The following is a 25,205-nucleotide window of genomic DNA, read 5'->3' on the forward strand; positions in this document are numbered from 1 at the left end:
GTGGCCGATTTCACGGCGGCGCTGGCTCTTGATCCGGCCTATGTGTGGGCTCTGGTGTCCCGTGGGCAGGCGCATCGTCAGGCGGGGCGTTTCGAGGAGGCGGTGGCCGATTTCACGGCGGCCCTGGCTCTCGATCCGGCCTCCACCTGGGCTCTGTCCGAGCGTGGTCAGACACACCGTGAGACCGGCCGTCTCGACGAGGCGATCGCCGACTTCACCGCCGCGCTGGAACACGACCCGACCCTCGTGGAGGCCCTGGCGGAACGCGGGGAGGCCCACCGTCAGACCGGCCGGCACGAGGAGGCCGTCGCCGACTTCACGGCCGCTCTGGAACACGACCCTGATCTGTCCTGGGCCCTCGAACGCCGAGGGATCGCCCGGCGGGAAGCGGGCCACTACGCGTTGGCCCGGCAGGACCTCGAGCAGGCGATCGCGGCCGAACCCGGCGACCGCGGAGTCCTCTTCGAACAGCTCATGCTGGACACGGTGACATCGGGACTGGAGACCTGCCGAGACCGGTGGACGGCCCTGCTGACTCACCCGGCCGACGCCCCCGGCGACGACGCGACCAGGTACTTCGCCCTGTTCCGGGTGCTGCTCCTGGATGCGGAGGACACCGTCGCGGAGGCCATTGGGTCGTTCCTCGACAGCGGTCCGGACTTCGACGCGGTGACGGACCTGCTGCACTACCTCGCCGAGCTCTCCGACGCGGACGGCACCCTCGCCGAGCGTGCGGGACGCAGCCGCCGGCTGGTCCTGGCGCACACCGGCGCATGAGGTCCGCCGACAACCATCTCTGTCGAAAGCATTGACGAACCACACGCGCCCTCCTACCGTCATCGCGTCGTACTTCGTACGTCATATATGAGACGCGATACGCGAGATCCGAGAGGCGCGCATGACCTCTGTGCCCACGCCGATCCCCTCCCGCACGCAGTTCGTGCTGGAGGGGATCAAACACCGCATCCTCACCGGGCAGTTGACGCCGGGGCAGGCGCTGGTCGAGACCGAGCTCGCCGCACAGTTCGGGGTGTCGAAGACCCCGGTGCGCGAGGCGCTCAAGACCCTCGCAGGGACCGGGCTCGTCGTGATGAGCCAGTACAAGGGCGTCACAGTGCGCCTGGTGGACGCGGACATGGCGCGCGAGGTCTACGACGTACGGCTGCTGCTGGAACCCGAGGCGCTGAAGCGCGCCGTACAGCGCGGGGCCTCCCTGGACGCCGCCCGTGAGGCGCTGACCAGGGCCGACGCGGCCATCGACACCGCCGAACGCTCCCTCGCCAACCGGGAGTTCCACCGCGCCCTGTATCTGCCGTGCGGCAACCCGCTGCTCGGCCGGATGCTCGACGAGGTCCGCGACCAGGCCGCCCTGGTCTCCGCCGTCGCCTGGGCCGCCTCGCCCTCCTGGGAGCGGGAGGCCGGCGAGCACCGGGAGATCCTGCGGCTCGCCCTCGAGGGTGACGGCGAAGGCGCGGCCCGTGCGCTGCACGCCCACATCGCGTCCTTCGTGCGGCGCGCCTTCCCCGAGGCGGGACTGGAACAGGAAGGTCAGGAATGAGCAGCGTGGCGTTCGAGACCCAGCGGGCGGCCCTGGCCGACGTGGTGGCGATCCCGGTGACACCGTTCGCCGAGGACGGCTCCGTCGCGCGGGACACCTACCGGGCCCTGCTGCGCCGTCTGCTCGACGGCGGCATCACGACCCTCACCCCGAACGGCAACACCGGTGAGTTCTACGCCCTGACCCCCGAAGAGCGCCGTCTGGTCACCGAGTTGACCATGGACGAGGCCGGGGACCGGGCCGCCGTCCTGGTCGGGGTCGGCCACGACGTGCCCACCGCGGTCTCCTCGGCCCGGCACGCCCGTGACCTCGGCGCCCAGATGGTGATGGTCCACCAGCCCGTCCACCCCTACGTCTCCCAGGCCGGCTGGGTCGACTACCACCGTGCCGTCGCCGAGGCCGTGCCCGAGCTGGGCGTCGTCCCCTACGTCCGCAACCCGCAGCTCACCGGCGCCCGGCTCGCCGAACTCGCCGACGCCTGCCCGAACGTCATCGGCGTGAAGTACGCCGTCCCGGACGCCGCCAGGTTCGCGGCCTTCGCCCGTGACGCCGGCCTTGAGCGGTTCGTGTGGGTGGCGGGGCTCGCCGAGCCGTACGCGCCCTCCTACTTCTCCGCGGGCGCCACCGGCTTCACCTCGGGGCTCGTCAACGTCGCCCCCGCCGTCTCCCTGAACATGATCGAGGCGCTGCGCTCCGGCGACTACCCGGCCGCCATGAAGGTCTGGGAGCAGATCCGCCGCTTCGAGGAACTGCGCGCGGCCAACGGCTCCGCCGACAACGTCACCGTCGTCAAGGAGGCCCTCGCCTCCCTCGGACTGTGCCGCCGCGAGGTCCGCCCGCCGAGCAGGCCGCTGCCTCAGAGCGAGCGCGCCGAGGTCGCCGCCATCGCCGCGGGGTGGTCGATATGACCGGCAGACTGCGTCCCGAGGAGCTCAGGAGCCATCAGTGGTACGGCGCCGAGGGCCAGCTTCGTACGTGGTCGCACAACGCCCGTATGCGCCAGCTCGGTTACGAGGCGGAGGAGTACCGGGGCCGCCCGGTGATCGCCGTCCTGAACACCTGGTCCGACATCAATCCGTGCCACGTCCATCTGCGCGAGCGCGCCGAGGCGGTCAAACGGGGCGTGTGGCAGGCCGGCGGCTTCCCGCTGGAGTTCCCGGTCGCCACGCTCTCCGAGACGTACCAGAAGCCGACCCCGATGCTCTACCGCAACCTGCTCGCGATGGAGACGGAGGAGTTGCTGCGGTCGTACCCGATCGACGCGGCGGTGCTGCTCGGCGGCTGCGACAAGTCGACGCCCGCACTGCTCATGGGCGCGGCCTCGGCCGACGTACCGGCGATCTTCGCGCCGGCGGGGCCGATGCTGCCGGGTCACTGGCGCGGCGAGACCCTCGGGTCCGGCACCGACATGTGGAAGTACTGGGACGAGCACCGCGCGGGCAACCTGACCGACTGCGAACTGAGGGAGCTGCAGGGCGGGCTGGCGCGTTCACCCGGTCACTGCATGACCATGGGGACCGCGTCGACGATGACCGCGGCGGCGGAAGCCCTCGGTATGACACTGCCGGGCGCGTCCTCGATCCCGGCCGTCGACTCCGGGCACGAGCGGATGGCCGCAGCCTCCGGGCGCCGTGCCGTGGAGCTCGCCTGGACCGCGCTCAAGCCGTCCCGGATCCTCACCCGCGAGGCCTTCGAGGACGCCGTCACCACGGTGCTCGGGCTCGGCGGCTCCACCAACGCCGTCATCCACCTGATCGCGATGGCGGGGCGCTGCCGGGTCGAGCTCACCCTCGACGACTTCGACCGCATCGCCCGCACCGTGCCGGTGCTCGCCAACGTCCGGCCCGGCGGACAGACGTACCTCATGGAGGACTTCTACTTCGCCGGCGGTCTGCCCGCCTTCCTCTCGCGGATCACCGACCTGCTGCACCTGGAGCGGCCGACCGTCAACGGAACCCTGGGAGAGCAGATCGGGGACGCCGTCGTGCACGACGACGACGTCATCCGCAGCCGCGAGAACCCGGTCGCCGCCGAGGGCGGAGTCGCCGTGCTGCGCGGCAACCTCTGCCCGGACGGCGCCGTCATCAAGCACATCGCCGCCGAGCGGCACCTGCTCAAGCACACCGGGCCCGCAGTCGTCTTCGACGACTACAAGACGATGCAGCGCACCATCAACGACCCCTCGCTCGGCATCACCCCCGAGCACGTGCTCGTGCTGCGGGGCGCCGGCCCCAAGGGCGGCCCGGGCATGCCCGAGTACGGGATGCTGCCGCTGCCCGACTACCTGCTCAAGCAGGGCGTCCGCGACATGGTCCGGATCTCCGACGCCCGGATGAGCGGGACGAGTTACGGCGCGTGCGTGCTGCACGTGGCACCCGAGTCGTACGTCGGCGGACCGCTCGCCCTCGTCCGCACCGGCGACAGCATCACCCTCGACGTCGAGGCCCGGACCCTCCACCTCAACGTGAGCGAGGAGGAGCTGGAGAGCCGCCGCAAGGGCTGGGCTCCCCCGCCCACCCGCTACGAACGCGGTTACGGGGCCCTGTACAACGACCAGATCACCCAGGCCGACACAGGCTGCGACTTCGAGTTCTTGGCAAGGCCAGGCAAGGCCCCGGATCCCTACGCCGGTTGACCAGTCCCACTCAGGGGCGCGGGGAACTGCGCGACAGACCACAACAGGTCCGCACTCGCCACACCACCGCAAGAGGCACTACGTACCGCGCACTCCAGGCGGACTCCCGCACATCGAGAAAGCGCTTCCCGTACGACCGTACCGAGATCGGAGACCCTGTCATGGCCCAAGCCGCAGCCGTGGCGAAACCGCCCGCGCCACCCCGGCGGCGCCGGGCCTCCGCCACGCCGCGCAGGCTCCCGTACCTGCTGATCGCCCCGGCCGCCCTGCTCATGCTGGGCTTCATCGCCTACCCGGTCATCAGCGTCTTCTACTACAGCCTGCAGAACTACAACCCCACCAAGCCGTGGCGGAACGGCTACGCGGGCTTCGACAACTTCGTCCACGCCTTCACCAAGGACCCGGTCTTCTGGGACACGCTGGTCTTCAGCGCCAAGTGGGTCGTCGTCGAGGTCGGACTCCAACTGCTCTTCGGTCTCGCGCTGGCCCTCATCGTCAACCAGACCTTCGTGGGCCGGGGTCTGGGACGCGCCCTGGTCTTCTCCCCGTGGGCCGTCTCCGGCGTGCTCACCTCCGCGATCTGGGTGCTGCTCTACAACTCCCAGACGGGCATCACCCGTTACCTCGCGGACATGGGCATCGGCTCCTACGGCACGAGCTGGCTGTCGGACACCTCCACGGTGTTCCCGGCGGCGGTCGTGGCGGATCTGTGGCGCGGTGTGCCGTTCTTCGCGATCCTCATCCTCGCCGACCTCCAGTCCGTCTCGAAGGACCTGTACGAGGCCGCGGAGGTCGACGGGGCCAGCCGCATCAAGCAGTTCTGGCACATCACGCTGCCGCACCTGAAGGACGCCATCATCCTGTCCACGCTGCTGCGCGCGGTGTGGGAGTTCAACAACGTCGACCTGCTCTACACGCTGACCGGCGGCGGCCCGGCGGGGGAGACCACGACCCTCCCGCTGTACATCGCCAACACCTCGGTCGACGCCCACAACTTCGGCTACGCGTCCGCCCTGACCACGGTCGCGTTCGTGATCCTGCTCTTCTGCTCGATGGTCTATCTGCGGCTGAGCAAGTTCGGAGGCGACAACAAGTGAGCGTCAAGGAAGCCACCAAGGCGGCGCCCGCTCCCGTGCGAGACGCCCCCGAACCGCCCCGGCCCACGAAGAGGAACCGCGCCTGGGACGAGGCACCCCGCTGGCAGGTCTATCTGCCCCTGGGGATCTACCTGGTCTTCACCCTCATCCCCTTCTACTGGATCCTGCTCTTCTCGCTGCGCCCGGCCGGCTCGACCTCGCTCGTGCCCTGGCCGATGACGTTCGAGCACTTCGAGAAGGTGTGGACGGAACGCAGCTTCGGCACCTACTTCACCAACAGCGTGCTCGTCGGCGTCGCCACCCTGCTCATGACGACGCTCGTCGCGCTGGCCGGCGGCTACGCCCTCGCCCGGTTCGACTTCAAGATCAAGCGGGCGTTCATGCTGGCGCTGCTGTGCTCCCAGTTCGTACCGGGCGCGCTGCTGCTGGTGCCGCTGTTCGAGATTTTCGCCGAACTCCAGATGATCAACTCGCTGGGCAGTGTCATCCTCGCCGAGACGGTCTTCCAGCTACCGCTGTCGATGATCCTGATCAGCAACTTCATCAAGAACGTGCCGTACTCCCTGGAGGAGGCGGCCTGGGTGGACGGCTGCAACCGCATGACGGCCTTCCGGATCGTGGTGCTGCCGCTGCTGCGGCCCGGCCTGATCGCCGTCGGCTCCTTCGCCTTCGTCCACTCCTGGAACCACTTCCTGTTCGCCCTGATGTTCCTGAACAACCAGGACAAGCAGACGATCCCCGTCGGCCTCAACTCCCTGATGAGCGCGGACAGCGTCGACCTGGGCGCCCTCGCGGCGGGCGGCATCATCGCGGCCGTCCCGGTCGTGATCGTGTTCGCCTTCATCCAGAAGTGGCTGATCACCGGCTTCAGCGCGGGGGCGGTGAAGGGATGAGACTCAGACAAATGGCCGTAGCGGCCGGGCTGTTGGGGCTGCTGTGCGTCCCCGCGCACGCCGAGGACCGGGACATCAGCCGCGACACCCTGCCGGCGAACGACGGCTGGGCCGCCGAGGGCGCGGGCACCACCGGAGGCGCCGCCGCCGACGCCGAGCACGTCTTCACCGTCACCGACCGCGCCGGGCTGGCCCGCGCCCTCGACGGCGGCAGCGACACCCCGAAGATCATCAGGATCGCCGGGACCGTCGACGCCAACACCGACGACGACGGCGACCGGCTGGACTGCTCCGACTACGCCAGCGGCGGCTACAGCCTGAAGAAGTACCTCGCCGCCTACGATCCCCGCACCTGGGGCTCCGCCAAGCCCGGCGGCCCGCAGGAGGAGGCCCGCCAGGCCTCAGCCGCCCGGCAGGCGGAGCGGATCGTGTTGCCCGTCGGCTCCAACACCACGATCGTCGGCCTCGGCGACTCGGCCGTCCTGAAGGGCGCGAGCCTTCAGGTGAAGAACGCCGACAACGTGATCATCCGCAACCTCGACGTACGCGACGCCTATGACTGCTTCCCCGTCTGGCAGCCCAACACCGGCGGCCTCGGCGACTGGAAGGCGGCCTACGACACGATCTGGCTGACCGGCGCCACCCATGTGTGGATCGACCACGTCACCGCGTCCGACAAGGGGCACCCGGACGCCAAGGAACCCACCTACTTCGCCCGCAACTACCTGCGCCACGACGGCCTGCTGGACATCACAGGCGGCTCCGACCTCGTGACCGTCTCCTGGAGCCGGTTCGCCGACCACGACAAGGCGATGCTCATCGGCAACGGCGACACCGCCACCGGCGACCGGGGCAGGCTCCGGGTCACCCTGCACCACAACGCGTTCGAGTCGGTCGTCCAGCGCGCCCCGCGCGTCCGCTTCGGGCAGGTGCACGTCTACAACAACCGCTACGAGATCACCGACGACGACTACCGCTACTCCTTCGGCGTCTCCACCGAATCGCGGATCCACGCCGAGAACAACGCCTTCCACGCCCCCGGCCATGTGGAGGTCGCCGACCTGGTCAAGAGCTGGAACGGCAGCGCCCTGCATCAGAGCGGCACCCTCTTCAACGGCTACCCGGTCGACCTGCTCGCCATCTACAACGCCTACAACTCGGGCAGTGAGCGCGATCTGGCCGACGACGTCGGCTGGACCCCCACCCTGCACGGGCCGGTCGAGGGCGCGGCGGCGGCCGACCGGGCCGTGGCCCGCGGCGCGGGAGCGGGGAGGATCCCGTGACCGGTCGCATGATCGACGCCATGAACGACGCCATGATCGACTCCATGAACGACTCCATGAAAATGCCTCTGCCCGTCGTCCTCGCCGGCGCCAGGGGCCACGGCCGCTGGCACGTCGAGAACATCCGCCGGCTCCAGAAGCAGGGCATCGTGCGGCTCGTCGGCGTCTGCGAGCTGACACCGCTGACCGAGGAGGAACTCGGCGACCTCGGCACGCCCGAGCAGTCCGCCGACTTCGGGGCCCTGCTGGACTCCACCGGCGCCAGGATCGCCGTGATCTGCACACCGATCCCGACCCACACCGACCTGGCGCTCACGGCGGCCGAGCGGGGCGTGCACCTCCTTCTGGAGAAGCCGCCCGCCCCCTCGTACGCGGAGTTCCGCCGCATGGCCGACGGGGTCGCGGCGGCCGGTGTCGTCTGCCAGATCGGCTTCCAGTCGCTGGGCTCGCACGCCCTGCCCGCCATCCGCGAGATGGTCGCCGAGGGCGCGATCGGCAAGCTGGTCGGGATCGGCGGGGCCGGTGCCTGGGTACGCGACGAGGACTACTTCCGGCGGGCCCCCTGGGCGGGCAGGCGGCGGCTGAACGGCGTCGACGTGATCGACGGGGCGCTGACCAACCCCCTCGCTCACGCCGTCGCCACCGCCCTCGCCCTGGGCGGCAGCACCCGTGCCGAGCACGTCACCGGCATCGAGACCGAGCTGCTGCGGGCCAACGCCATCGAGTCCGACGACACCTCCTGCGTCCGGATCACCACCGCGCAGGGCCACCCGGTGACCGTCGCCGCGACTCTGTGCGCCGAGGAGTCGGACGAGCCGTACGTCCTGGTGCACGGCAGCAGCGGCCGGATCACCTTCTGGTACAAGCAGGACCGGGTGCTGCTCCAGCGCGCGGGGCACGGCCCGGAGGAGTCCGACCACGGGCGTACCGACCTGCTGGAGAACCTCGTCGCACACCTCACCACCGGCGCGGCCCTGCTGGTCCCGCCGGAGGAGACCGGTGCCTTCATGAAGGTCGTGGAGGCCATCCGCACTTCTCCCGACCCGGCACCGCTGCCGGACACCGCCTGGCACCGGATCCCCGACGAGAACCGCCGTGTCGTACCCGGCATCGACGGACTCGTCGCGGCCGCCGCCGACACCCTCTCCCTCTACTCCGAACTCGGCGCCCCCTGGGCGCGAGGGCACTTCTCGAACGAGGTGAGCACCCGATGACCAGCAACGACACCGCGGTCCTGCGCGTCGCGGGCCGGCCGGTCGGCCGGTACGTCACCCGGCCCGAGCTGCCGGTCCGGCTCTCCCCGCGCCCCTATCTGCATCCCGTCACCACCCTGTCCGGTACGGCGGTCACCGAGCTGAGCCCCGCCGACCACGCACACCACCTCGGCGTCGGTGTAGCCGTTCCCGACGTCGAGGGGTTCAACTTCTGGGGCGGGCGCACCTACGTCCGCGACCAGGGCCCGACCGAGCTGGACAACCACGGCTCCCAGCGGCACGTCGCGTTCCAGCTGCGCGACCCGGACGGCTTCGTGGAGGAACTGCGCTGGGTGGCGCCGGGCGGTGAGCTGCTGCGCGAGCGCCGTACGGTCGCGGCCACCGAACTCACCGATCAGGCCTGGGCCCTGGACCTCACCTTCTCCCTCACCAACGTCACCAAGGACCCGCTGTCGATCGGCAGCCCGGCGACCAACGGGCGCCCGGGCGCGGCCTACGGCGGCTTCTTCTGGCGCGCCCGCAAGGAGGCCGCGCCGCCGGACGTCTTCACCGCCGGCGGCGAGGGCGAGACCGAGGCGCACGGCAGACGCGCCGACTGGCTCGCCCTGGCCGGCTCCGGCTGGACGCTGGTCTTCGCCGGGGCCACCGAACAGACCCGCCGCGACCCGTGGTTCGTACGGACCGGGGAGTACCCCGGGGTCGGCTCCTCGCTGGCCCACGACGAGCGGCTGCCGATCCCGCCGGGCGAGACCGTCGTCCGCCGTGTCGTCACCGTCGTCGCCGACGGCCGACTGGGCCGGGACGCCGCGGCCGCCCTGGTCCGCAAGGCGGTGAGCCCGTGACCACCGAGACCTACCGCAACCCGATCCTCGACGCCGACTGGTCGGACCCGGACGTCGTCCGCGTCGGCGACGACTTCTACCTCACCGCCTCCAGCTTCGGCCGCGCCCCCGGCCTGCCGTTACTCCACTCCCGCGACCTGGTGAACTGGACCCTGGTCGGCCACGCCCTCGAACGCCTCGAACCGGCGGAGGCCTTCGAGCGGCCCCGGCACGACTGCGGCGTCTGGGCCCCGTCCCTCCGCCATCACGACGAACGCTTCTGGATCTTCTGGGGCGACCCCGACCAGGGCATCTTCCAGATCAACGCCCCCGAGATCAGGGGCCCCTGGACCCGGCCGCACCTGCTGAAGGCCGGTAAGGGCCTGATCGACCCCTGCCCCCTGTGGGACGACGAGACCGGCGAGGCTTATCTGGTGCACGCCTGGGCCAAGTCCCGCTCCGGCGTCAAGAACCGCCTCACCGGGCACCGGATGCGTCCCGACGGCACCGAACTCCTCGACGAGGGCAAGGTGATCGTCGACGCCGACCGCATACCCGGCTGGTTCACCCTCGAAGGCCCCAAGCTGTACCAGCACGACGGCTGGTACTGGATCCTCGCCCCCGCCGGGAGCGTCGAGACCGGCTGGCAGGGCGCCTTCCGCTCGCGCGGCTTCTTCGGGCCGTACGAGGAGAAGATCGTCCTGGAGCAGAAGGACACCGACGTCAACGGCCCCCACCAGGGCGGCTGGGTGCGCACCCCGACCGGCGAGGACTGGTTCCTGCACTTCCAGCAGCGCGGCGCCTACGGCCGGGTCGTCCACCTCCAGCCGATGCGCTGGGGCCAGGACGGCTGGCCGGTGCTCGGGGACGACTGCGCCCCCGTCGCCGTACACCAGCTGCCCGACCTGCCGCCGCAACCGTCGGCCGCGCCCGCCACCGACGACGACTTCCCCGGCGGACGGTACGGCCGCCAGTGGCAGTGGACGGCCAACCCGGGCGACGGCTGGGCCACCCAGCACTCCGGGGACGGGCTCAGGCTGACCTGCGTCCGCTCGGCCGACGCCCACGACCTGCGCAAGCTGCCCAGTGTGCTCACCCAGCGCTTGCCGGGCGCGCCCAGCACCGTCGAGGTGGAGCTGCGGCTCGACAGCGACGAGCCCGGGGCCCGCGCCGGACTCGCGGTCCTCGGGGACGCGTTCGGCTGGATCGGCCTCCAGCGGGGCACCGACGGGACCGCGCACCTCGTGCACCGGTTCGCCGAGGGGGTCGCGGACGCCGAGCGCGACGCCGCCCACCCGCGGCTCGCGCCCGAGGGCCGGGCCCGGCTGCGGATCGAGACCGGCACGGGCGCACGCTGCCGCTTCTCGGCCGACACCGGCGACGGCTTCCGGCCCTCGGGCCCGGTCTTCGCCGCCACCCCGTGGCGCTGGGTCGGCGCCCTGCTCGGCCTCTTCGCCCTCGCGCCCACCGGCCAGGGACACGCCGGCGCGGCGACCTTCACCCGGTTCCGGATCAGCCCCTCGTAACGCACCCGCCGTCGTACGCCTGTTGGGAGCCGCAATGACGCACTTCCGTAGCAAGCGCTTGTCGAGACCGGGGCACGGCAAGGTCGTGGCCGCCGTGCTCGGCCTCGTCGCCACGCTGAGCCTCGGGGCGATGGGGGACGCCCAGGCCGCGCCGCCGGCCTACGAGGCCGTGCCCGCCGCCGACCGCTGGACCGACCGCCCCCACGGCTTCGCCTCCCTCGCCGGCGGCACCACCGGCGGCGCGGGCGGCAAGGTCGTCACCGTCACCGACCAGGCCGCGCTGGCGAAGTACGCGGCGGCCGAGGAGCCCTACGTCATCCGCGTCAAGGGCGCCCTGAAGATGGACCCGTTCGGCACGGAGATACCCGTCACCTCGGACAAGACCATCATCGGCGTCAGCGACACCGCCGAGATCGTGCACGGCGGCTTCACTCTCGACCCCGGCACGCACAACGTCATCATCCGCAACCTCACGATCCGCGACACCGCCATCGAGGGCAACTGGGACTGCAAGGACACCGACTACGACGGCATCCGTCTCGACACCGCCCACCATGTGTGGATCGACCACATACGGTTCTCGCGGATCTGCGACGGCCAGCTCGACATCCGCAAGGACAGCGAGTACGTCACCGTCTCCTACAACCGGTTCACGAACAACAACAAGACCTTCGGCATCGGCTGGACGCCGAACGTCAAGACGCAGATCACGGTCGACCACAACTGGTTCACCGGCACCAAGCAGCGCAACCCGTCCGCCGACAACTGCGCCTACGCGCACCTCTACAACAACTACCTGTCCTCGCAGCTCTCCGACGGCGACCCGGTGTGGACCTACGGGAACTGGTCACGCGGCCGGACGAAGATGGTCATCGAGAACAGCTACTACGACGGCGTCCAGCACCCCTACCAGGCCGACGCCACCGCCGAACTGGTGCAGCGCGGGTCGATCCTGCGGAACACCACGGGCCGCCACGACGCCTGGGGCACGGCGTTCGACCCCCGCGAGTTCTACGCCTACCGCCTCGACCCGGCCGCCGCCGTGCCCGCACTGGTGAAGAGGTTCTCGGGGCCGCAGCAGCGGGTCGGCGGCCCGGTCGAGCTGAACGTACCGGCCGACTACCCGACCCTGCAGTCCGCCGTGGACGCCGTGCCCGACGGCAACGACACCCCGGTGACCATCGCCGTCGCGCCGGGCACCTACCGCGAGAAGGTGTACATCCCCGCGAACAAGCCACAGCTTGTGCTGCGGGGGACCGGACGCGATCGCTCCGACACGGTCATCGTCTTCGACACGCCCGCCGCACAAAAGGGTTCGACGGGGAGCGCCACCGTCCGCATCGCCGCGAACGACGTCACCGCACGCAACCTCACCTTCAGCAACGACTTCGACGAGGCCGCGCACGAGCTGGGCAGCAAGCAGGCGCTGGCCATGGGAGCGCCCCGATGAGACGCCCCCATGGCCAGCGGGTAGGTGCAACCAGGACACGCTGTTGGCCTGACCTCACCGTAGGCAAGGCTCCGGTCATCGCTGACTCGGATTCCTGCTTCGCAGATGGGCGACGCGGACGCACGGACCCACACCGTCGCGCACTACCTCAAGGGCACGGACGGCTGGGCTCCGTACGCCCGCCACCACTGACCCCCCGCACCTTCGCAGCACGTTCTCACAGCCAGTTGGATCCAGAAGAAGAGAGCCGACCAATGAAGATCAGCATTCGCAGAAGCAGGCGCGCCGCCACGGCCGTCGCACTCGGCGCCGCGCTCGCCCTGACCGTCACCGCTTGCGGCGACGACGGCAGCGGGGCGAGCGGTGACAAGGGTTCCGAGGGGAGCGGCAAGGGCGAGATCGTCTTCTGGGACAACAACGGCGGTGTCCGCACCGAGATCTGGAAGAAGATCATCGCCGACTTCGAGAAGGCCAACCCGGACATCAAGGTCGAGTACGTCGGGATCGCCGCCACCGAGTACCAGTCCAAGGTCGACACGGCCCTCCAGGGCGGCGGTCTGCCGGACGTCGGCGGTGTGGGCGCGGCGATGCTCGCCGGGTTCGCCGCGCAGGGCGCACTGGAGCCGCTGGACGAGCGGCTCGGCGAGTCCTCGCTGAACGGCAAGCTCAACAAGGACATGGTCGAGTCGCTGAAGGCGGCCGGCGGTGGCGACGACAAGCTGTACTCGATTCCGACCTCCGCGAACAACGGTGTGCTGTATTACCGCACCGACCTGTTCGAGAAGGCGGGCCTGGAGGAGCCCACGACGTGGGAGCGGTTCTACGAGGCCGCGGACAAGCTCACGAACAAGGGCAAGAACGAGTTCGGCTACACCATTCGCGGTGGCTCCGGGTCCATCGCCCAGGCGCTGGACGCGATGTACGGGCAGTCCGGGATCACATCGTTCTGGGACTCCAGTGGTGACAAGACCACGGTCAACGACCCGAAGAACGTGGCGGCGCTGGAGAAGTACGCGGCGCTGTACAAGAAGGTCACTCCGGCGGCCGACCTCAACAACGACTTCACGAAGATGGTCGCGCAGTGGGACTCCGGCACGATCGGGATGCTGAACCACAACCTCGGGTCGTACCAGGACCATGTGAAGGCGCTGGGGGTCGAGAAGTTCCGGGGTATTCCGCAGCCGGTGGGTGCGGGTGGCAAGCGGGTGCAGGTGTCCAACCCGGTTGATGGGCTGGGGCTGTTCAAGAGCGGAAAGAACAAGGAAGCGGCCTGGAAGTTCATCGAGTTCGCCACGTCCAAGGCGGAGAACTCGCGGTTCAACGAGGCGGCGGGGCAGGTGCCGGCGAACACGGATGCGGCGTCGGATGCGTGGATTTCGAAGGCCGAGCCTACGAAGCTGGCCGCTGACGCGTTGTCGGACGGGTCGACCACGATTGTGCAGCTGCCGTACTACCTGCCTGACTGGAACACGATTTCCAAGGCTGACAATGAGCCCAACTTCCAGAAGGTGCTGCTGGGGAAGATGAGTGCGAAGGAATTCCTGGACACGATGGCTGAGCAGTTGAACGCTGCTCAGGAGGAGTGGGATCAGCAGAACGGGTGATTGCTGGATTCGCCGTGGGGCGGCCTGTGGAGTGCAGGGTGCGGGCCGCCCTTGGCTTGTCGCGCAGTTCCCCGCGCCCCCAAGGAACAGGGAGTTGGTCTTGGTGTCTCTCAGTCGAAGACAGGTTGCCGTCGCCGCTGTTGCCTCTGTGCCTCTCGCCTTGTCCGGTGCCAATGCGGCACTCGCCACCGGGCACCGTAGCCGCACCCTCTACATCGCCGGTGATTCCACCGCCGCCCAGAAATATGCTGCCGCCGCGCCCGAGACCGGGTGGGGGATGGCACTGCCGTTCTTTCTTCACCGTTCTCGGTCCGTGTCCAATCACGCGGTGAACGGGCGGAGTTCCAAGAGCTTTGTGGATGAAGGGCGGCTCGATGCGATTCTCGATGTCATCGAGCCCGGGGATTTCCTTCTCATTCAGTTCGCTCACAATGACGAGAAGGCGGAAGACCCCACCCGCTACACCGAGCCCTGGTCGACGTATCAGGACTATCTGCGGATGTACGTCGACGGTGCCCGGGCCCGTGGCGCGCGGCCCGTGTTCGCCACCGCCGTCGAGCGGCGGAGGTTCGACGCGGGTGGGAAGGCCGTGCCGACGCACGGTGAGTATCCGGCGGCCATGCGGGCGCTGGCCGCCGAGGAGCGGGTCGCGTTGCTGGATCTTCAGGCGCTGTCGCTCGCCCTGTGGCAGGAGCTCGGGGTCGAGGAGACGAAGACGTACTTCAACTGGACCGCGACCGAGCAGGACAACACGCACTTCAATCCGCCGGGAGCGATCGCCGTGGCCCGGCTCGTGGCACGGGAGCTGCTCCGGGCCCGGGTGCTCGGGCCGCGCGATGTGCGCCGGCTGGAGGCGGAGATCCCGGAGTCCTGGATCAGCTGGCCCGAGGCCGCCGCGTAACACCCCTCGACGCAGAAGGAAGAGAGCCGCACCATGAAGATTCAGAAGTGTCATGATCATGCCATTAACAGAGTCGCCCTCCTGGTCGGGTGCACCGCGCTCGTGCTGTCCCTGAGCGGGACCGGCGCGCAGGCCCAGGCGCGGGACACGGCTCGCCAGACCCTCGGGGCGAATGACGGGTGGGGTTCGTACGGCACCGGCACCAGTGGCGGTGCCGCCGCCGACGCCGCGCACGTCTACACCGTCAGCACCTGGGAGCAGTTCAAGGCCGCCCTGAAGGACGGCGGTTCCGCGCCCAGGATCATCAAGGTGCGGGGAATGATCGACGCCGTCTCCCAGGGCTGCGAGGCGTTCGAGGCCGAGGGCTACGACTTCCAGAAGTACCTCGCGGACTATGACCCCGCCGTCTGGGGGCACGACAAGCCGGTCAGCGGTGCGCAGGAGGACCTGCGGGCCGCGTCCGCCGCCCAGCAGGACAAGACCATCAAGGCGAGCGTGCCGGCCAACACCACGATCATCGGCGTGGGCAAGAACTCCGGGATCCTCGGCGGCAGCCTCCAGATCAAGGGCGTCGACAACGTCATCGTCCGCAACCTGACCATCGAGGCCCCGGTCGACTGCTTCCCGCAGTGGGACCCCACCGACGACAACAAGACCGGCGCCTGGAACTCCGAGTACGACGGGGTCGTCGTCTACGGCTCCACCCATGTGTGGATCGACCACAACACACTGACCGACGGCCGCCACCCCGACAGCTCCCTGCCGTCCTACTTCGGCAAGACCTACCAGCAGCACGACGGGCTCGCCGACGTCGTGCGCGGCTCGAACCATGTGACCGTGTCCTGGAACTCGTTCAAGGACCACGACAAGACCATGCTGATCGGCAACAGCGACAGTGCCACCGCCGACGACACGGGCAAGCTGAAGGTCACGCTGCACCACAACCGCTTCGAGGGCATCGTCGAGCGGGCGCCGCGCGTGCGGTTCGGGCAGGTCGACTCGTACAACAACCACTTCGTGGTCACCAAGGGCCAGAAGTGGGGCTACGTCTACGGCATCGGCAAGGAGTCCCGGCTCGTCGCCGAGCACAACGCGTTCACGCTCGCACAGGGCATCAGCCCCGCGAAGATCCTCAAGAAGTGGAACGAGGCCCCGGTCACGGCCGGTTCCAACTACGTCAACGGCAAGGCCGTCGACCTGATCGCCGTGCACAACGCCGAGATCCCCGGGGAGACGCTCCAGTCGGGCGCCGGCTGGACGCCGACCCTGCGGGCCGGTGTCGACCCTGCGAAGGCGGTCCCGGGCATCGTCAACGCCGGCGCGGGCGCCGGCCGCCTGCGCTGACCTGACCAGCCCCTCCCGAACAGGCCGGGGCGGCCCGCATCGCACCCCTTGCCCCGGGGTGCGCCCGCCCCGGCCTTCCCCTCCTCATCCCGCACCCGCCGTACCGCGAAGGAGCAGCCGCATGCTCTCGCAACCCCACCGTTCCCTCTCCCGCCGGGGATTCCTCGTCGCGAGCGCCGCAGCGGGCGCCGCCCTCGGCCTCGCCGCCGGCCCCGCGCGGGCCGGTACCCGTCCGCGTCCGTTCGGCCGGTACGGGTCACCGGCCGCCCGCCGTGACCCCAAGACCCTGTACGTCCACCCCGGCGGCGCCGGTGACTTCACCACCGTCCGGGACGCCGTGGCCGCCGCGACCGGGACCGGCTACACCCTGGTCATCGCCCCGGGCGTCTACCGGCAGACCGTCGCCGTCGACCCCGCCCGTACGGAGATGACCTGGATCGGGGCGAGCGAGGAACCCCGTGACGTCGTGATCGTGTACGACAACGCGGCCGGGACCCCGAAGCCCGGCGGCGGCACCCACGGCACCACCGGCTCCGCCACCACCACTGTGCAGGCCGACGGCTTCACCGCCCGCTGGATCACCTTCGCCAACGACTGGCTGCGCGCCGACCACCCCGACATCACCGGCACCCAGGCCGTCGCCCTCAAGGCCCAGGGCGACCGGTCCGCCTTCCACCACTGCCGGTTCCTCGGCCACCAGGACACCCTGTACGCCGACTCCATGGCACTGGGCACCTTCGCCCGCCAGTACTTCGCCCACTGCTACGCCGAGGGCGATGTCGACTTCGTCTTCGGCCGGGCCACCGCCGTCTTCGAGCACTGCCACTTCCGGACCCTGAACCGCACCGACCTGCCGGCCGCCCCGTACGGCTTTGTCTTCGCCCCCTCCACGGCCGGCGCCAACCCCCTCGGCTACCTGGTGACCAGGAGCCGCGTCAGCAGCGAGGCCCCCGACGGCCACTTCAAGCTGGCCCGGCCCTGGGTGCCCAGCTCCGACACCACCGCCCGCCCGATGCTCACCGTCCGGGACAGCCGGCTCGGCCCGGGCATCGACGCGGTCGCGCCCTACACGAACATGGCGAGCGGCTACCCCTGGCAGTCGATGCGGTTCACCGAGTACCGCAACACCGGGCCCGGTGCCGTCGTGTCCGTTCCGGAGAACCGGCCCCAGCTCACCCGGGCGCAAGCCGCTTCGCACACCAGGCAGATGTATCTCGGCGACTGGCGACCCTGTGCATAGGGCCGCGGCGTTCCTGCTCGGCGAGCAGGACTGCTTCCCCGACCGCGAGGCGCCCCTCGGCTTCCACGGCGAGCGCGTCCAGCGACATGACGGGCTGCTGGACATCGAGGACGGCTCCGACTTCGTCACCGTCTCCGACAGCCGGTTCGACGCGGACTACGGCGGCGAGCGGTTCCATGACACCGGCTCGTGGTTCAACGGCCGGCCCGCCCGGCTGAACGACGTGGCGAGCGGTCTCGGTCTCGGGAGCGATGCCGGCTGGGACCCCGCCGATGTCTACGACTACCGCGCCCACGCCTCCCCGGCGGCGGTCGAGCGGTACGTGCTGCGGCATGCCGGAGCCGGGAGGCCGTATGGACGCCCATGAGCGGCTCGGACGGCGGACGTTCGTGGTCGGAGCGGGTTCGGCGCTGCTGGCCGGGGGAGCGGTGAGCGGGGCGGAGGCGGCGGTCGTGGACGGGCCGCTGCCCGACTTCCACCCCACGCTGAAGGACGCCCTGACCTTCCCGCTCGCCTGGGGCAGGTCCCCGATCCGCGACTTCCGCGCCTGGCGGCGTGCCGCCCGGGCCACGGTCGAGGAGCACCTCCTCGTGGAGCGGCAGGACCGGGTGCCGTTCGCGCCGGAGTACACCGGGCGGCGCCACACGCAGGACTACACAGGCGAGTTGGTGACTGTCTCCCTCACCCGGTATGAGCGCGTGCGCGGCGCCCTGCTCACCCCGCACGGCGAGGGGCCCTTCCCCGCTGTGCTGCTCCTGCACGACCACGGATCCAGGTTCGACATCGGGAAGGAGAAGCTCGTCCGGTCCTGGTACGACGACACGCGTCTCGCCTCCGCTCAGGCTTGGGCGGACAAGTACTTCAGTGGGCGCTTCGTCGGCGACGAACTGGCCCGGCGGGGCTATGTGGTGCTGTGCGTGGACGCCCTCGGCTGGGGCGACCGCGGGCCCCTTGTCTACGAGCAGCAGCAGGCGCTGGCCTCCAACTTCTTCAACCTCGGCTCCTCGCTCGCCGGGCTCATGGCCCGGGAGGACCAGCGGGCCGCCGCCTTCCTGGCGGGGCTCGACCGGGTGGACGCCCGTCGGGTCGCGGCCGTCGGCTTCTCCATGGGCGCCTACCGCGCCTGGCAGACCGCCGCCCTCAGCGACCACATCGCGGCCGCCGCGAGCGTGTGCTGGATGACCGGCCTGAAGGAGATGATGGTGCCCGGCAACAACACGCTGCGCGGGCAGTCGGCGTTCCACATGCTCCACCCGGGGCTCGCCCGGCATCTCGACATCCCCGACGTGGCGAGCATCGCCGCCCCTGGGCCGATGCTGTTCATGAACGGCGGCCTCGACACGCTCTTCCCCGCCGAGGGCGTACGGGTCGCCTACGACAAGCTGCGTGCCGTCTGGCGCTCACGCCACGCGGAGGAGCGGATACGGATGAAGACGTGGCCGGAGCTCGGCCACGTCTTCACCCACGCGATGCAGGACGAGGTCGTCAGCTGGCTCGACGACGTCCTGTGAGACTCACCGCCGTACCGGCTGTATCCCCTCCAGTGTCGGCACCACCGGCTTGATACTGCCGTCGGCCGCGAACTCCATGCGGTCGACGGTGGTCTCGCGGTGCATGCCGTCGCCGCCCGGGAGGCCCGGGCCGTTGAGGGCGAAGCGGTGGTAGACCATGTACCAGTCGTCGGTGCCGGGGGTGTTCACCACCGAGTGGTGACCCGTGCCGAGGATGCCGTACTCGGGCCGCTTCTGAAGGATCGTCCCGCGCTTGGTCCACGGGCCGAGCGGGGACGGACCGGTCGCGTACGCCACGTGGTAGTTCTCGCTGCGGGTGTCGTCCTCCGACCACATGAAGTAGTACGTGCCCTTCCGCTTGATCACGAAGGAGCCCTCGCGGAAGTTGTCCGGGGTGATGTCCTTCACCTTCGACGCGTCGAAGGACACCATGTCGTCGTTGAGCGGCACCACGTACCCGTGCCCGTTGCCCCAGTACAGGTAAGCCTGCCCGTCGTCGTCCGTGTAGACCGCCGGGTCGATCATCTGGCCCTTGAGCGCCCCGCCCTTGGCGACCAGCGGCTTGCCGAGGGCGTCCTTGAAGGGGCCGGCGGGGGAGTCGGCCACCGCCACGCCGATCTGCTGCTCGGCGCAGAAGTAGAAGTAGTACTTGCCGTTCCGCTCGGCGATCGCGGGTGCCCAGGCGTTCTTGTCGGCCCAGCTCACGTCCGGCCCGAGGTCGACGATGACGCCGTGGTCCTTCCAGTTGACCAGGTCCTTCGACGAGTACGCCTTGAACTTGGTGCCGCTCCAGCCCTGGAAGCCGTCCGTCGTCGGGTAGATCCAGTATCTGCCGTCGAGATAGTGCACGTCGGGGTCGGCGTTGAGGCCGGGGAGCAGCGGGCTGCGGGTGCGGACCGCCTCTACCGTCCAGGTGCGCTTCGTCCCGTCGGCGGCCGTCACCGTGTACTTCTGCGGCTTGCGGAAGTCGCGGCGCGTACCGGACTTCGGGCTCAGCGTGGCACCCTCACCCACCCAGAGCTTCGGGGCGAGGTCCCGCAGGTCGGCCTTGGGCTCCATCGGCAGCACGACCTTCGAGGCGCTGTCCGTGACGATCGAGTAGCCCTTCTGGTGCTTGGCCGTCGCGTCCATCACCGAGGTGGAGGTGGACGGGTAGGCCGCCAGCAGCCGGTCGTACTCCTGCTGCGTCACCGGGAGCACCGTGCCGTGCCGGGGGCTCGGCGGGAGCTGGTAGTTCGTGGACGGGGTCCACTTGCCCGAGGCGAGGTCGGTGGTCTCGAACGGCAGATAGCCGCGGCCGCCGTACTCGTCGATGAACAGGTACCACTTCTTCTCGGTGTTCGACTTGAACACCGTCGGGCCCTCACCGCGGTCCATCGCGCCCTTGCCGATGCAGTCGGCCACGAAGTCGTACTTCGTCGAGGTCAGAGAGGTGGACTTCTCGCCGGTGATGAACTTCGAGCAGGGGCTGGAGGAGGTGGGGTCCCGCTCGTCCTTGGTGTAGCGGTAGTACTCGTCCTTGTACTTCACGACCGTGGAGTCGATGACCGAGTAGCCGGGGTCGTTCCAGACCTTCGGCTCGCTGAAGGTGCGGAAGTCCTTCGTGGTCGCGTACATCATCTTGTTGTACGTGTCGCCCTTGTGGTCCGGGTCGTCCTCGGCGTACAGCTTCGACGCCCAGAAGACGACGTACTCACCGAGCTCGTCGTCCCAGTAGGCCTCCGGGGCCCAGGTGTTGCCCGCGGTGTCCGGGGAGACCTTCACCAGGCGCTGGTCGGTCCAGTTGACCAGGTCGGTGGACTCCCAGACCATGATCGACTTGCTGCCGTGCCGCTGGACGTCGTCCCAGCTCCCGCTGGAGTTCTGGTACATCCTGAGGTCGGTGGCGATCAGATAGAACTTGTCGCCCTTCGGGGAGCGGATCACGAACGGGTCGCGCAGCCCCTTCTCGCCGGTCGTCGAGGTCAGGACCGGCTTCCCGGCGTTCAGCTCACGCCAGTGCAGCGCGTCGTTGCCCCGGCTCAGGGCGTAGCGGATCTGCTCGCCGTCGGCGGTGCCCTCACCCGTGAAGTAGGCGAAGAGATAGCCGGCGTACTTGGAATGCTTCACGGGTGGTGCTCCGGGGTCTGCGGTGCTGGGCGGCGCCGTGAGGAGGGTCAGGAGAAGGCCGGTCAGGGCCAGGAACGGAAGCAGAAGCGTGCGGGGGCGCATGACACTTCCTGTCGGAGTGTGGGGGATTCTGTTGGGTATCGGCCCTCGGAGTTTCACCGGACGGGTGCAGTGCGTCAACGGGTGTGCATGAGGCCGGTGGTTCCGAAAGTTTCGGAACCCGGGCACACCCGCGCACGTGACGGCGGCAACCCTTTCCCGGCACGGCGGCGACTGCTGGGCGGAAACGGATCGGGGCGGGCCCCTCCGAACCGCTTTTCGTCCTTCATCCCCCAGGAAAGGAACGCTCCGTGCTGCTCAGCACCGGACGTCACCGCAGGACCCGCACACTCACCATCGCCGCGGCCGTGGCAGTGACCGCGGGGGCGGGCGGCGTCTACCTCGGACTGTCGAGCGGCGGCGCGCTGGCCGCTTCGGCGGCGGTCACCGTCTCCACCGCGGCCCAGCTCGAAGCGGCCGTGAGGAACGCCACCGCCGGCACCGTCATCCAGGTCCGCGGCGGCACCTACTACCCGGCCGCCACCCTCAAGTCCACGGCGAACGGCACGAGTTCCGCGCGCATCACCCTGCGGCCCCACGGCAGCGAGAAGGTACGCATCGACGGCTCCAAACTGCCCGCCGGCTCTTGGCTGGCCGGCCTCTACGGCGACTACTGGACCGTCCAGGACCTGGCCTTCGTCAACGCCCCGGCCCAGGGCTTCGTCGCCACCTCCTCGGCCGGCGGCGTGTTCAGGAACCTGGTCACCGCCGGCAACGGCGACTCCGGCTTCACCCTGCGCGGCGACGGCACGACCGGCAACCTCGTGCAGAACCTGGACAGCCACGGCAACTACGACCCGGCAGGACACGGCCAGAACGCCGACGGCATCGCCGTGAAGTTCGGCTCCGGGACGGGCAACAAGATCACCGGCGCCCGGCTGTACGACAACTCCGACGACGGCCTCGATCTCTGGCAGTTCTCCTCGCCGGTCACCCTCGACCACTCCTGGGCCTTCGGCAACGGGAAGAACCGCTGGGACGACCCGGCCTTCGAGGGCAACGGCAACGGCTTCAAACTGGGCGGCGGGGGCGCCTCCGTCGCCCACGTCGTCAACAACAACGCGGCCTGGGACAACACGCTGCACGGCTTCACCGAGAATTCCAACACCGGCGCCGTCGCCCTGAACCGCAACACCGCGTACGCCAACGCCCAGAACGGCTTCTACTTCGCCACCGGCAAGGCCCGCCTCGGCAAGAACCTCGCCGTCAAGGACAAGGGCGGCCCGGTGAAGCGGGGTTCCTCGACGGTCTCCGCAGGCAACAACTGGGACAGCGGCGTCGCCACCCCGCCCTTCAGGTCGACGGACGCGAAAACCGTGTACGCCGCCCGCGGGGCGGACGGCGCCCTCCCCGCGACGACGTTCCTGACGACCGGCTCCATGACCATCGGGTCGACGATGGACTAGGCGCCGTGTCTCCTCGAATGGTCGGTCACCGGCAGGTGTCCATCCAGCGGGTGACCAGGGAGGTGTCGTTCTTGTCGGCGTCACGAGCGGGACCGCACAGGAACGGGCTGAAGCGGGTGTCGGTACGCAGCCAGAGGCTGAAGAACGACACGATCCACTTGCCCTGCTTGGCCTTGTCGCCGTAGCCCGTCATCGGGCACAGATGGTCGCCCGGTACCTCGATGTACAGCTTCTCGGCCCGGGACATGGAGTTGTACCAGGGCACCGCGAAGGTGTCGCCGTGGGCGACGGGGTCGCTCTGACAGGTCAGGAAGAAGGTGGGCTCGGTGACCGAGGAGAAGTTCCCGTTCGGGTGGTACGGGGCGGTCGGCACGCCCGCCCGGAAGCGCGGGTCGTCCCGGAGGGCCGCCATGACGCCCCCGCCGCCCATCGAGTGACCGGCCGCGCCCAGGGTGCCGTTGAGCTTCCCCGACAGCGGGTTGCCGGGGGTTTTGCCGAGCGCGAGCAACTGGGTGCCGGCGGCGCTGATCTGGCGGCCGCGCGATTCGGGATCGTCGGTGAGTGTCTTCGTTCCGACGTTGATGACGACGAAGCCCCAGGAAGCGAGGCGGGTTGCCAGCCATCGCAGGTTCTGCTGGGTGCCCTGGTAGCCCGGCATCAGCACGACGCCCGGGTACGAGCCCCTGGCCGTGGGATGGGTGACCGTGCCCGAGCCGTACCCGTTCGGGCGGGCAACGGTGTAGGTGGCGGTGGTCAGCGGCCCGTCGGCGGCCTCCAGGGAGGCGGTCGTCGGGCCCGGGATGCCGACGGCGGTTGCCGGCGCGGCGGTGGCCGTCAGCATGGTCAGCGCCAAGCCGATGGTGGTCGCCCAGGCGATCAGCGCCGTCATGGGACGGGATCGGGTCCGTAACGGCGCGCGGGTGTGGGTGGAACGACTGCGGGGACGCATTGCTCTACCTCCGGAAGGCGTTGAGAGCGGCCGGCTGACGGGACTGCGCGAAGAGCCAGTCGATGACCACGTCGTTCTCGTACGTCTGGGCCCATGACAGGTGGGGGCTCACCGGTGTCGTTCCGGCCGTGTAGCTCGTGAACAGCACGTGGCTCCGCGTGGCCCGGGCCTGCCGTAGGAGGGCCCGTGACCGGGCCTCGAACTGTGCCTTCGGCAGGTCGTTGGCCCACTCCCCACGGGTGACCCGCGCACCGGCGGTCTCGAGCGCGTTCATCAGGGTCCAGGTGCCGGGGTTGCCGAACCGGCCCTCCCGGTAGGGGACGATCGGGTCGTCGACCGAGTGGTCGGCCCAGATCGGGATGTGCGTGATCCTGTCCATGGCGGCCGCGTCGCCCCAGCCGGCCGTGGGCAGGGCAGCGGCGAACACGTCGGGGCGCGCGGCCAGCAGGCTGTAGATGCCGCGACCGCCCGAGGACAAGCCGACCAGATAGAGCCGGTCGGTGTCCACGTGGCCCGAGTGCTCGCGCACGAAGGTGTCGATGAGTTCGATCAGCGCGGCCTGGACCTTCGCGTCGGTCCAGTCCGTGCCGTCGGGTCCGTCCATGGGACGGGGCAGGGGGATCTGCGGAGAGAGGACGAACGCGGGGTTGCGCCGCTGTCGTTCCGGTTTGGCGAACGTGACCGCGATCCGGTTGGAGGTCAGCTGGGTCATATTGTTGTCCGCGACTTCGCCACCGCCGTGCAGGGTGAGGACGAGCGGGTACCGGGTGCGGGTCTGCGGGTTCCGCAGGAATCCCGCGGGCTGGTGCAGCCGGAAGTCCAGTTCGAAGCCTGCGGAGTCGGTGAAGGAACCGGCGGCGAAGTCGTCTACAACGGGAGTGATGACGTCGTCGTTGCGGTGCGCGAACGGACCTGCCTCGAGGACTGGTTCACCGTCCGGGGTGCGCAGGTCCGCCAGCTGTCTGACGGAGTAGGCGCGGTCGAGCGGAAGGGGATCGGTGGTGCCGACCGCCCTTGCGTTGGCGTCGTTCGGATCGAGCTCGATGATCAGGTGGTTCCCCGGTCGGCCGGGGTGGGAGCGGTCGTCCACTGCGGCGGAGGTGTGGGAGTAGATCCGAGTCACCGTACGAGCCGCTGTCTTTCCGCCCACGGTGGCCTGCACCTTGAAGGCGGTGGGCGGGACCGTACCGCCGCGTAAGTCGATGCGGTGCGCGTACTGGATGGCGACCGCTGTCACCAGCCAGTTGTTCCTCGGTGTCACCTGCGTGAGGAGGTCCGTCCGCAGGACCGGGTTGGGTCCGGAGGCCGCTTGCCGTCCTTCGGACGGGGCTGCCGTGGCCGACGTGCCCACGGTCGGCGCCGCGACAGCACCCGCGGTGACGGCGAGCACCGTACGTCTGGGGATCGATCTCATGGGTCCTCGTCTCGGTCATCGAACTGGGGGCGGGCCGAGGTGTTACGCGAGAGTTTCGGAGCACCACCGGATCCCTGTCCAGCATCAAACCGAGATCTGTCCATGCGATACGCGCATCAATTCAAGCGGGCGTGCCCTACTGGCACGACGA

20 protein-coding genes and 1 pseudogene are annotated in these 25,205 nt (G+C 69.7%); 18 read left to right on the top strand and 3 right to left on the bottom strand.

From position 1 onward, the window contains the following. The 17 genes and pseudogenes from ACWIF2_RS19555 to ACWIF2_RS19635 form a co-directional block, all read left to right on the top strand. Positions 1 to 777, top strand: a 777-nt coding sequence (locus ACWIF2_RS19555; RefSeq protein WP_454361766.1) for a tetratricopeptide repeat protein, incomplete at its 5' end; no start/stop codon positions are given. A 121-nt stretch (positions 778 to 898) separates the two neighbouring features. After that, positions 899 to 1,558 carry a GntR family transcriptional regulator gene (locus ACWIF2_RS19560; protein WP_454361768.1) on the top strand — a complete coding sequence of 220 codons (660 nt, stop codon included), beginning with the start codon at positions 899 to 901 and terminating at the stop codon, positions 1,556 to 1,558. Further along, complete coding sequence (locus tag ACWIF2_RS19565; protein ID WP_454361770.1) at positions 1,555 to 2,466, top strand: dihydrodipicolinate synthase family protein; 912 nt, start codon at positions 1,555 to 1,557, stop codon at positions 2,464 to 2,466. Before ACWIF2_RS19560 ends, ACWIF2_RS19565 begins: the two co-directional genes overlap by 4 nt. After that, positions 2,463 to 4,193, top strand: a complete 1,731-nt coding sequence (araD, locus tag ACWIF2_RS19570; protein WP_454361772.1) for an L-arabinonate dehydratase — start codon at positions 2,463 to 2,465, stop codon at positions 4,191 to 4,193. Before ACWIF2_RS19565 ends, araD begins: the two co-directional genes overlap by 4 nt. A 161-nt stretch (positions 4,194 to 4,354) precedes the next feature. Next, positions 4,355 to 5,290, top strand: coding sequence for a carbohydrate ABC transporter permease (locus tag ACWIF2_RS19575; RefSeq protein WP_454361774.1), 936 nt, complete (start codon positions 4,355 to 4,357; stop codon positions 5,288 to 5,290). Then, positions 5,287 to 6,183 (top strand): carbohydrate ABC transporter permease, encoded by an 897-nt coding sequence (locus tag ACWIF2_RS19580; protein ID WP_454361775.1) that lies wholly within the window; start codon positions 5,287 to 5,289, stop codon positions 6,181 to 6,183. The genes ACWIF2_RS19575 and ACWIF2_RS19580 overlap by 4 nt, the downstream gene beginning before the upstream one ends. 11 nt (positions 6,184 to 6,194) lie before the next feature. After that, positions 6,195 to 7,466, top strand: coding sequence for a pectate lyase family protein (locus tag ACWIF2_RS19585; RefSeq protein ID WP_454361777.1), 1,272 nt, complete (start codon positions 6,195 to 6,197; stop codon positions 7,464 to 7,466). Positions 7,467 to 7,498: 32 nt separating this feature from the next. Beyond that, a complete protein-coding gene (locus ACWIF2_RS19590) occupies positions 7,499 to 8,680 on the top strand; it encodes a Gfo/Idh/MocA family protein (protein WP_454361799.1) in 1,182 nt (393 codons plus the stop codon). Then, entirely contained in the window at positions 8,677 to 9,522 is an 846-nt protein-coding gene (locus ACWIF2_RS19595; protein WP_454361779.1) for a DUF6807 domain-containing protein, read from the top strand. The genes ACWIF2_RS19590 and ACWIF2_RS19595 overlap by 4 nt, the downstream gene beginning before the upstream one ends. After that, complete coding sequence (locus tag ACWIF2_RS19600) at positions 9,519 to 11,027, top strand: family 43 glycosylhydrolase (RefSeq protein ID WP_454361781.1); 1,509 nt, start codon at positions 9,519 to 9,521, stop codon at positions 11,025 to 11,027. Before ACWIF2_RS19595 ends, ACWIF2_RS19600 begins: the two co-directional genes overlap by 4 nt. A gap of 34 nt (positions 11,028 to 11,061) precedes the next feature. Then, positions 11,062 to 12,462: pseudogene (locus ACWIF2_RS19605) on the top strand (pectinesterase family protein); the annotation flags it as partial. 269 nt (positions 12,463 to 12,731) lie between these two features. Then, positions 12,732 to 14,081 carry an ABC transporter substrate-binding protein gene (locus ACWIF2_RS19610; RefSeq protein WP_454361783.1) on the top strand — a complete coding sequence of 450 codons (1,350 nt, stop codon included), beginning with the start codon at positions 12,732 to 12,734 and terminating at the stop codon, positions 14,079 to 14,081. Between the two features lie 103 nt (positions 14,082 to 14,184). Continuing rightward, positions 14,185 to 14,982 carry a rhamnogalacturonan acetylesterase gene (locus tag ACWIF2_RS19615; protein ID WP_454361800.1) on the top strand — a complete coding sequence of 266 codons (798 nt, stop codon included), beginning with the start codon at positions 14,185 to 14,187 and terminating at the stop codon, positions 14,980 to 14,982. Between the two features lie 33 nt (positions 14,983 to 15,015). Beyond that, positions 15,016 to 16,326 carry a pectate lyase family protein gene (locus ACWIF2_RS19620; RefSeq protein ID WP_454361785.1) on the top strand — a complete coding sequence of 437 codons (1,311 nt, stop codon included), beginning with the start codon at positions 15,016 to 15,018 and terminating at the stop codon, positions 16,324 to 16,326. A gap of 121 nt (positions 16,327 to 16,447) precedes the next feature. Next, a complete protein-coding gene (locus ACWIF2_RS19625) occupies positions 16,448 to 17,566 on the top strand; it encodes a pectinesterase family protein (protein WP_454361787.1) in 1,119 nt (372 codons plus the stop codon). Further along, on the top strand, positions 17,559 to 17,933 hold the full coding sequence (locus ACWIF2_RS19630; RefSeq protein ID WP_454361789.1) for a hypothetical protein: 375 nt from the start codon (positions 17,559 to 17,561) through the stop codon (positions 17,931 to 17,933). Before ACWIF2_RS19625 ends, ACWIF2_RS19630 begins: the two co-directional genes overlap by 8 nt. Further along, positions 17,920 to 19,077 (top strand): dienelactone hydrolase family protein, encoded by a 1,158-nt coding sequence (locus tag ACWIF2_RS19635; RefSeq protein WP_454361791.1) that lies wholly within the window; start codon positions 17,920 to 17,922, stop codon positions 19,075 to 19,077. Before ACWIF2_RS19630 ends, ACWIF2_RS19635 begins: the two co-directional genes overlap by 14 nt. 3 nt (positions 19,078 to 19,080) lie before the next feature. Here the strand turns inward: ACWIF2_RS19635 and ACWIF2_RS19640 are convergent, their stop codons facing one another. Next, complete coding sequence (locus ACWIF2_RS19640) at positions 19,081 to 21,288, bottom strand: family 43 glycosylhydrolase (protein ID WP_454361792.1); 2,208 nt, start codon at positions 21,286 to 21,288, stop codon at positions 19,081 to 19,083. A 248-nt stretch (positions 21,289 to 21,536) separates the two neighbouring features. Between ACWIF2_RS19640 and ACWIF2_RS19645 the strand changes: the two genes are divergently transcribed. Next, positions 21,537 to 22,691 carry a right-handed parallel beta-helix repeat-containing protein gene (locus tag ACWIF2_RS19645; RefSeq protein WP_454361794.1) on the top strand — a complete coding sequence of 385 codons (1,155 nt, stop codon included), beginning with the start codon at positions 21,537 to 21,539 and terminating at the stop codon, positions 22,689 to 22,691. A 25-nt stretch (positions 22,692 to 22,716) separates the two neighbouring features. Here the strand turns inward: ACWIF2_RS19645 and ACWIF2_RS19650 are convergent, their stop codons facing one another. Then, positions 22,717 to 23,580 (bottom strand): poly(ethylene terephthalate) hydrolase family protein, encoded by an 864-nt coding sequence (locus ACWIF2_RS19650; RefSeq protein WP_454361796.1) that lies wholly within the window; start codon positions 23,578 to 23,580, stop codon positions 22,717 to 22,719. Positions 23,581 to 23,644: 64 nt separating this feature from the next. Next, positions 23,645 to 25,054, bottom strand: coding sequence for a prolyl oligopeptidase family serine peptidase (locus tag ACWIF2_RS19655; RefSeq protein ID WP_454361797.1), 1,410 nt, complete (start codon positions 25,052 to 25,054; stop codon positions 23,645 to 23,647). Positions 25,055 to 25,205 lie beyond the last annotated feature (151 nt).

It is taken from the genome of Streptomyces sp. NPDC055506, from assembly GCF_053643595.1.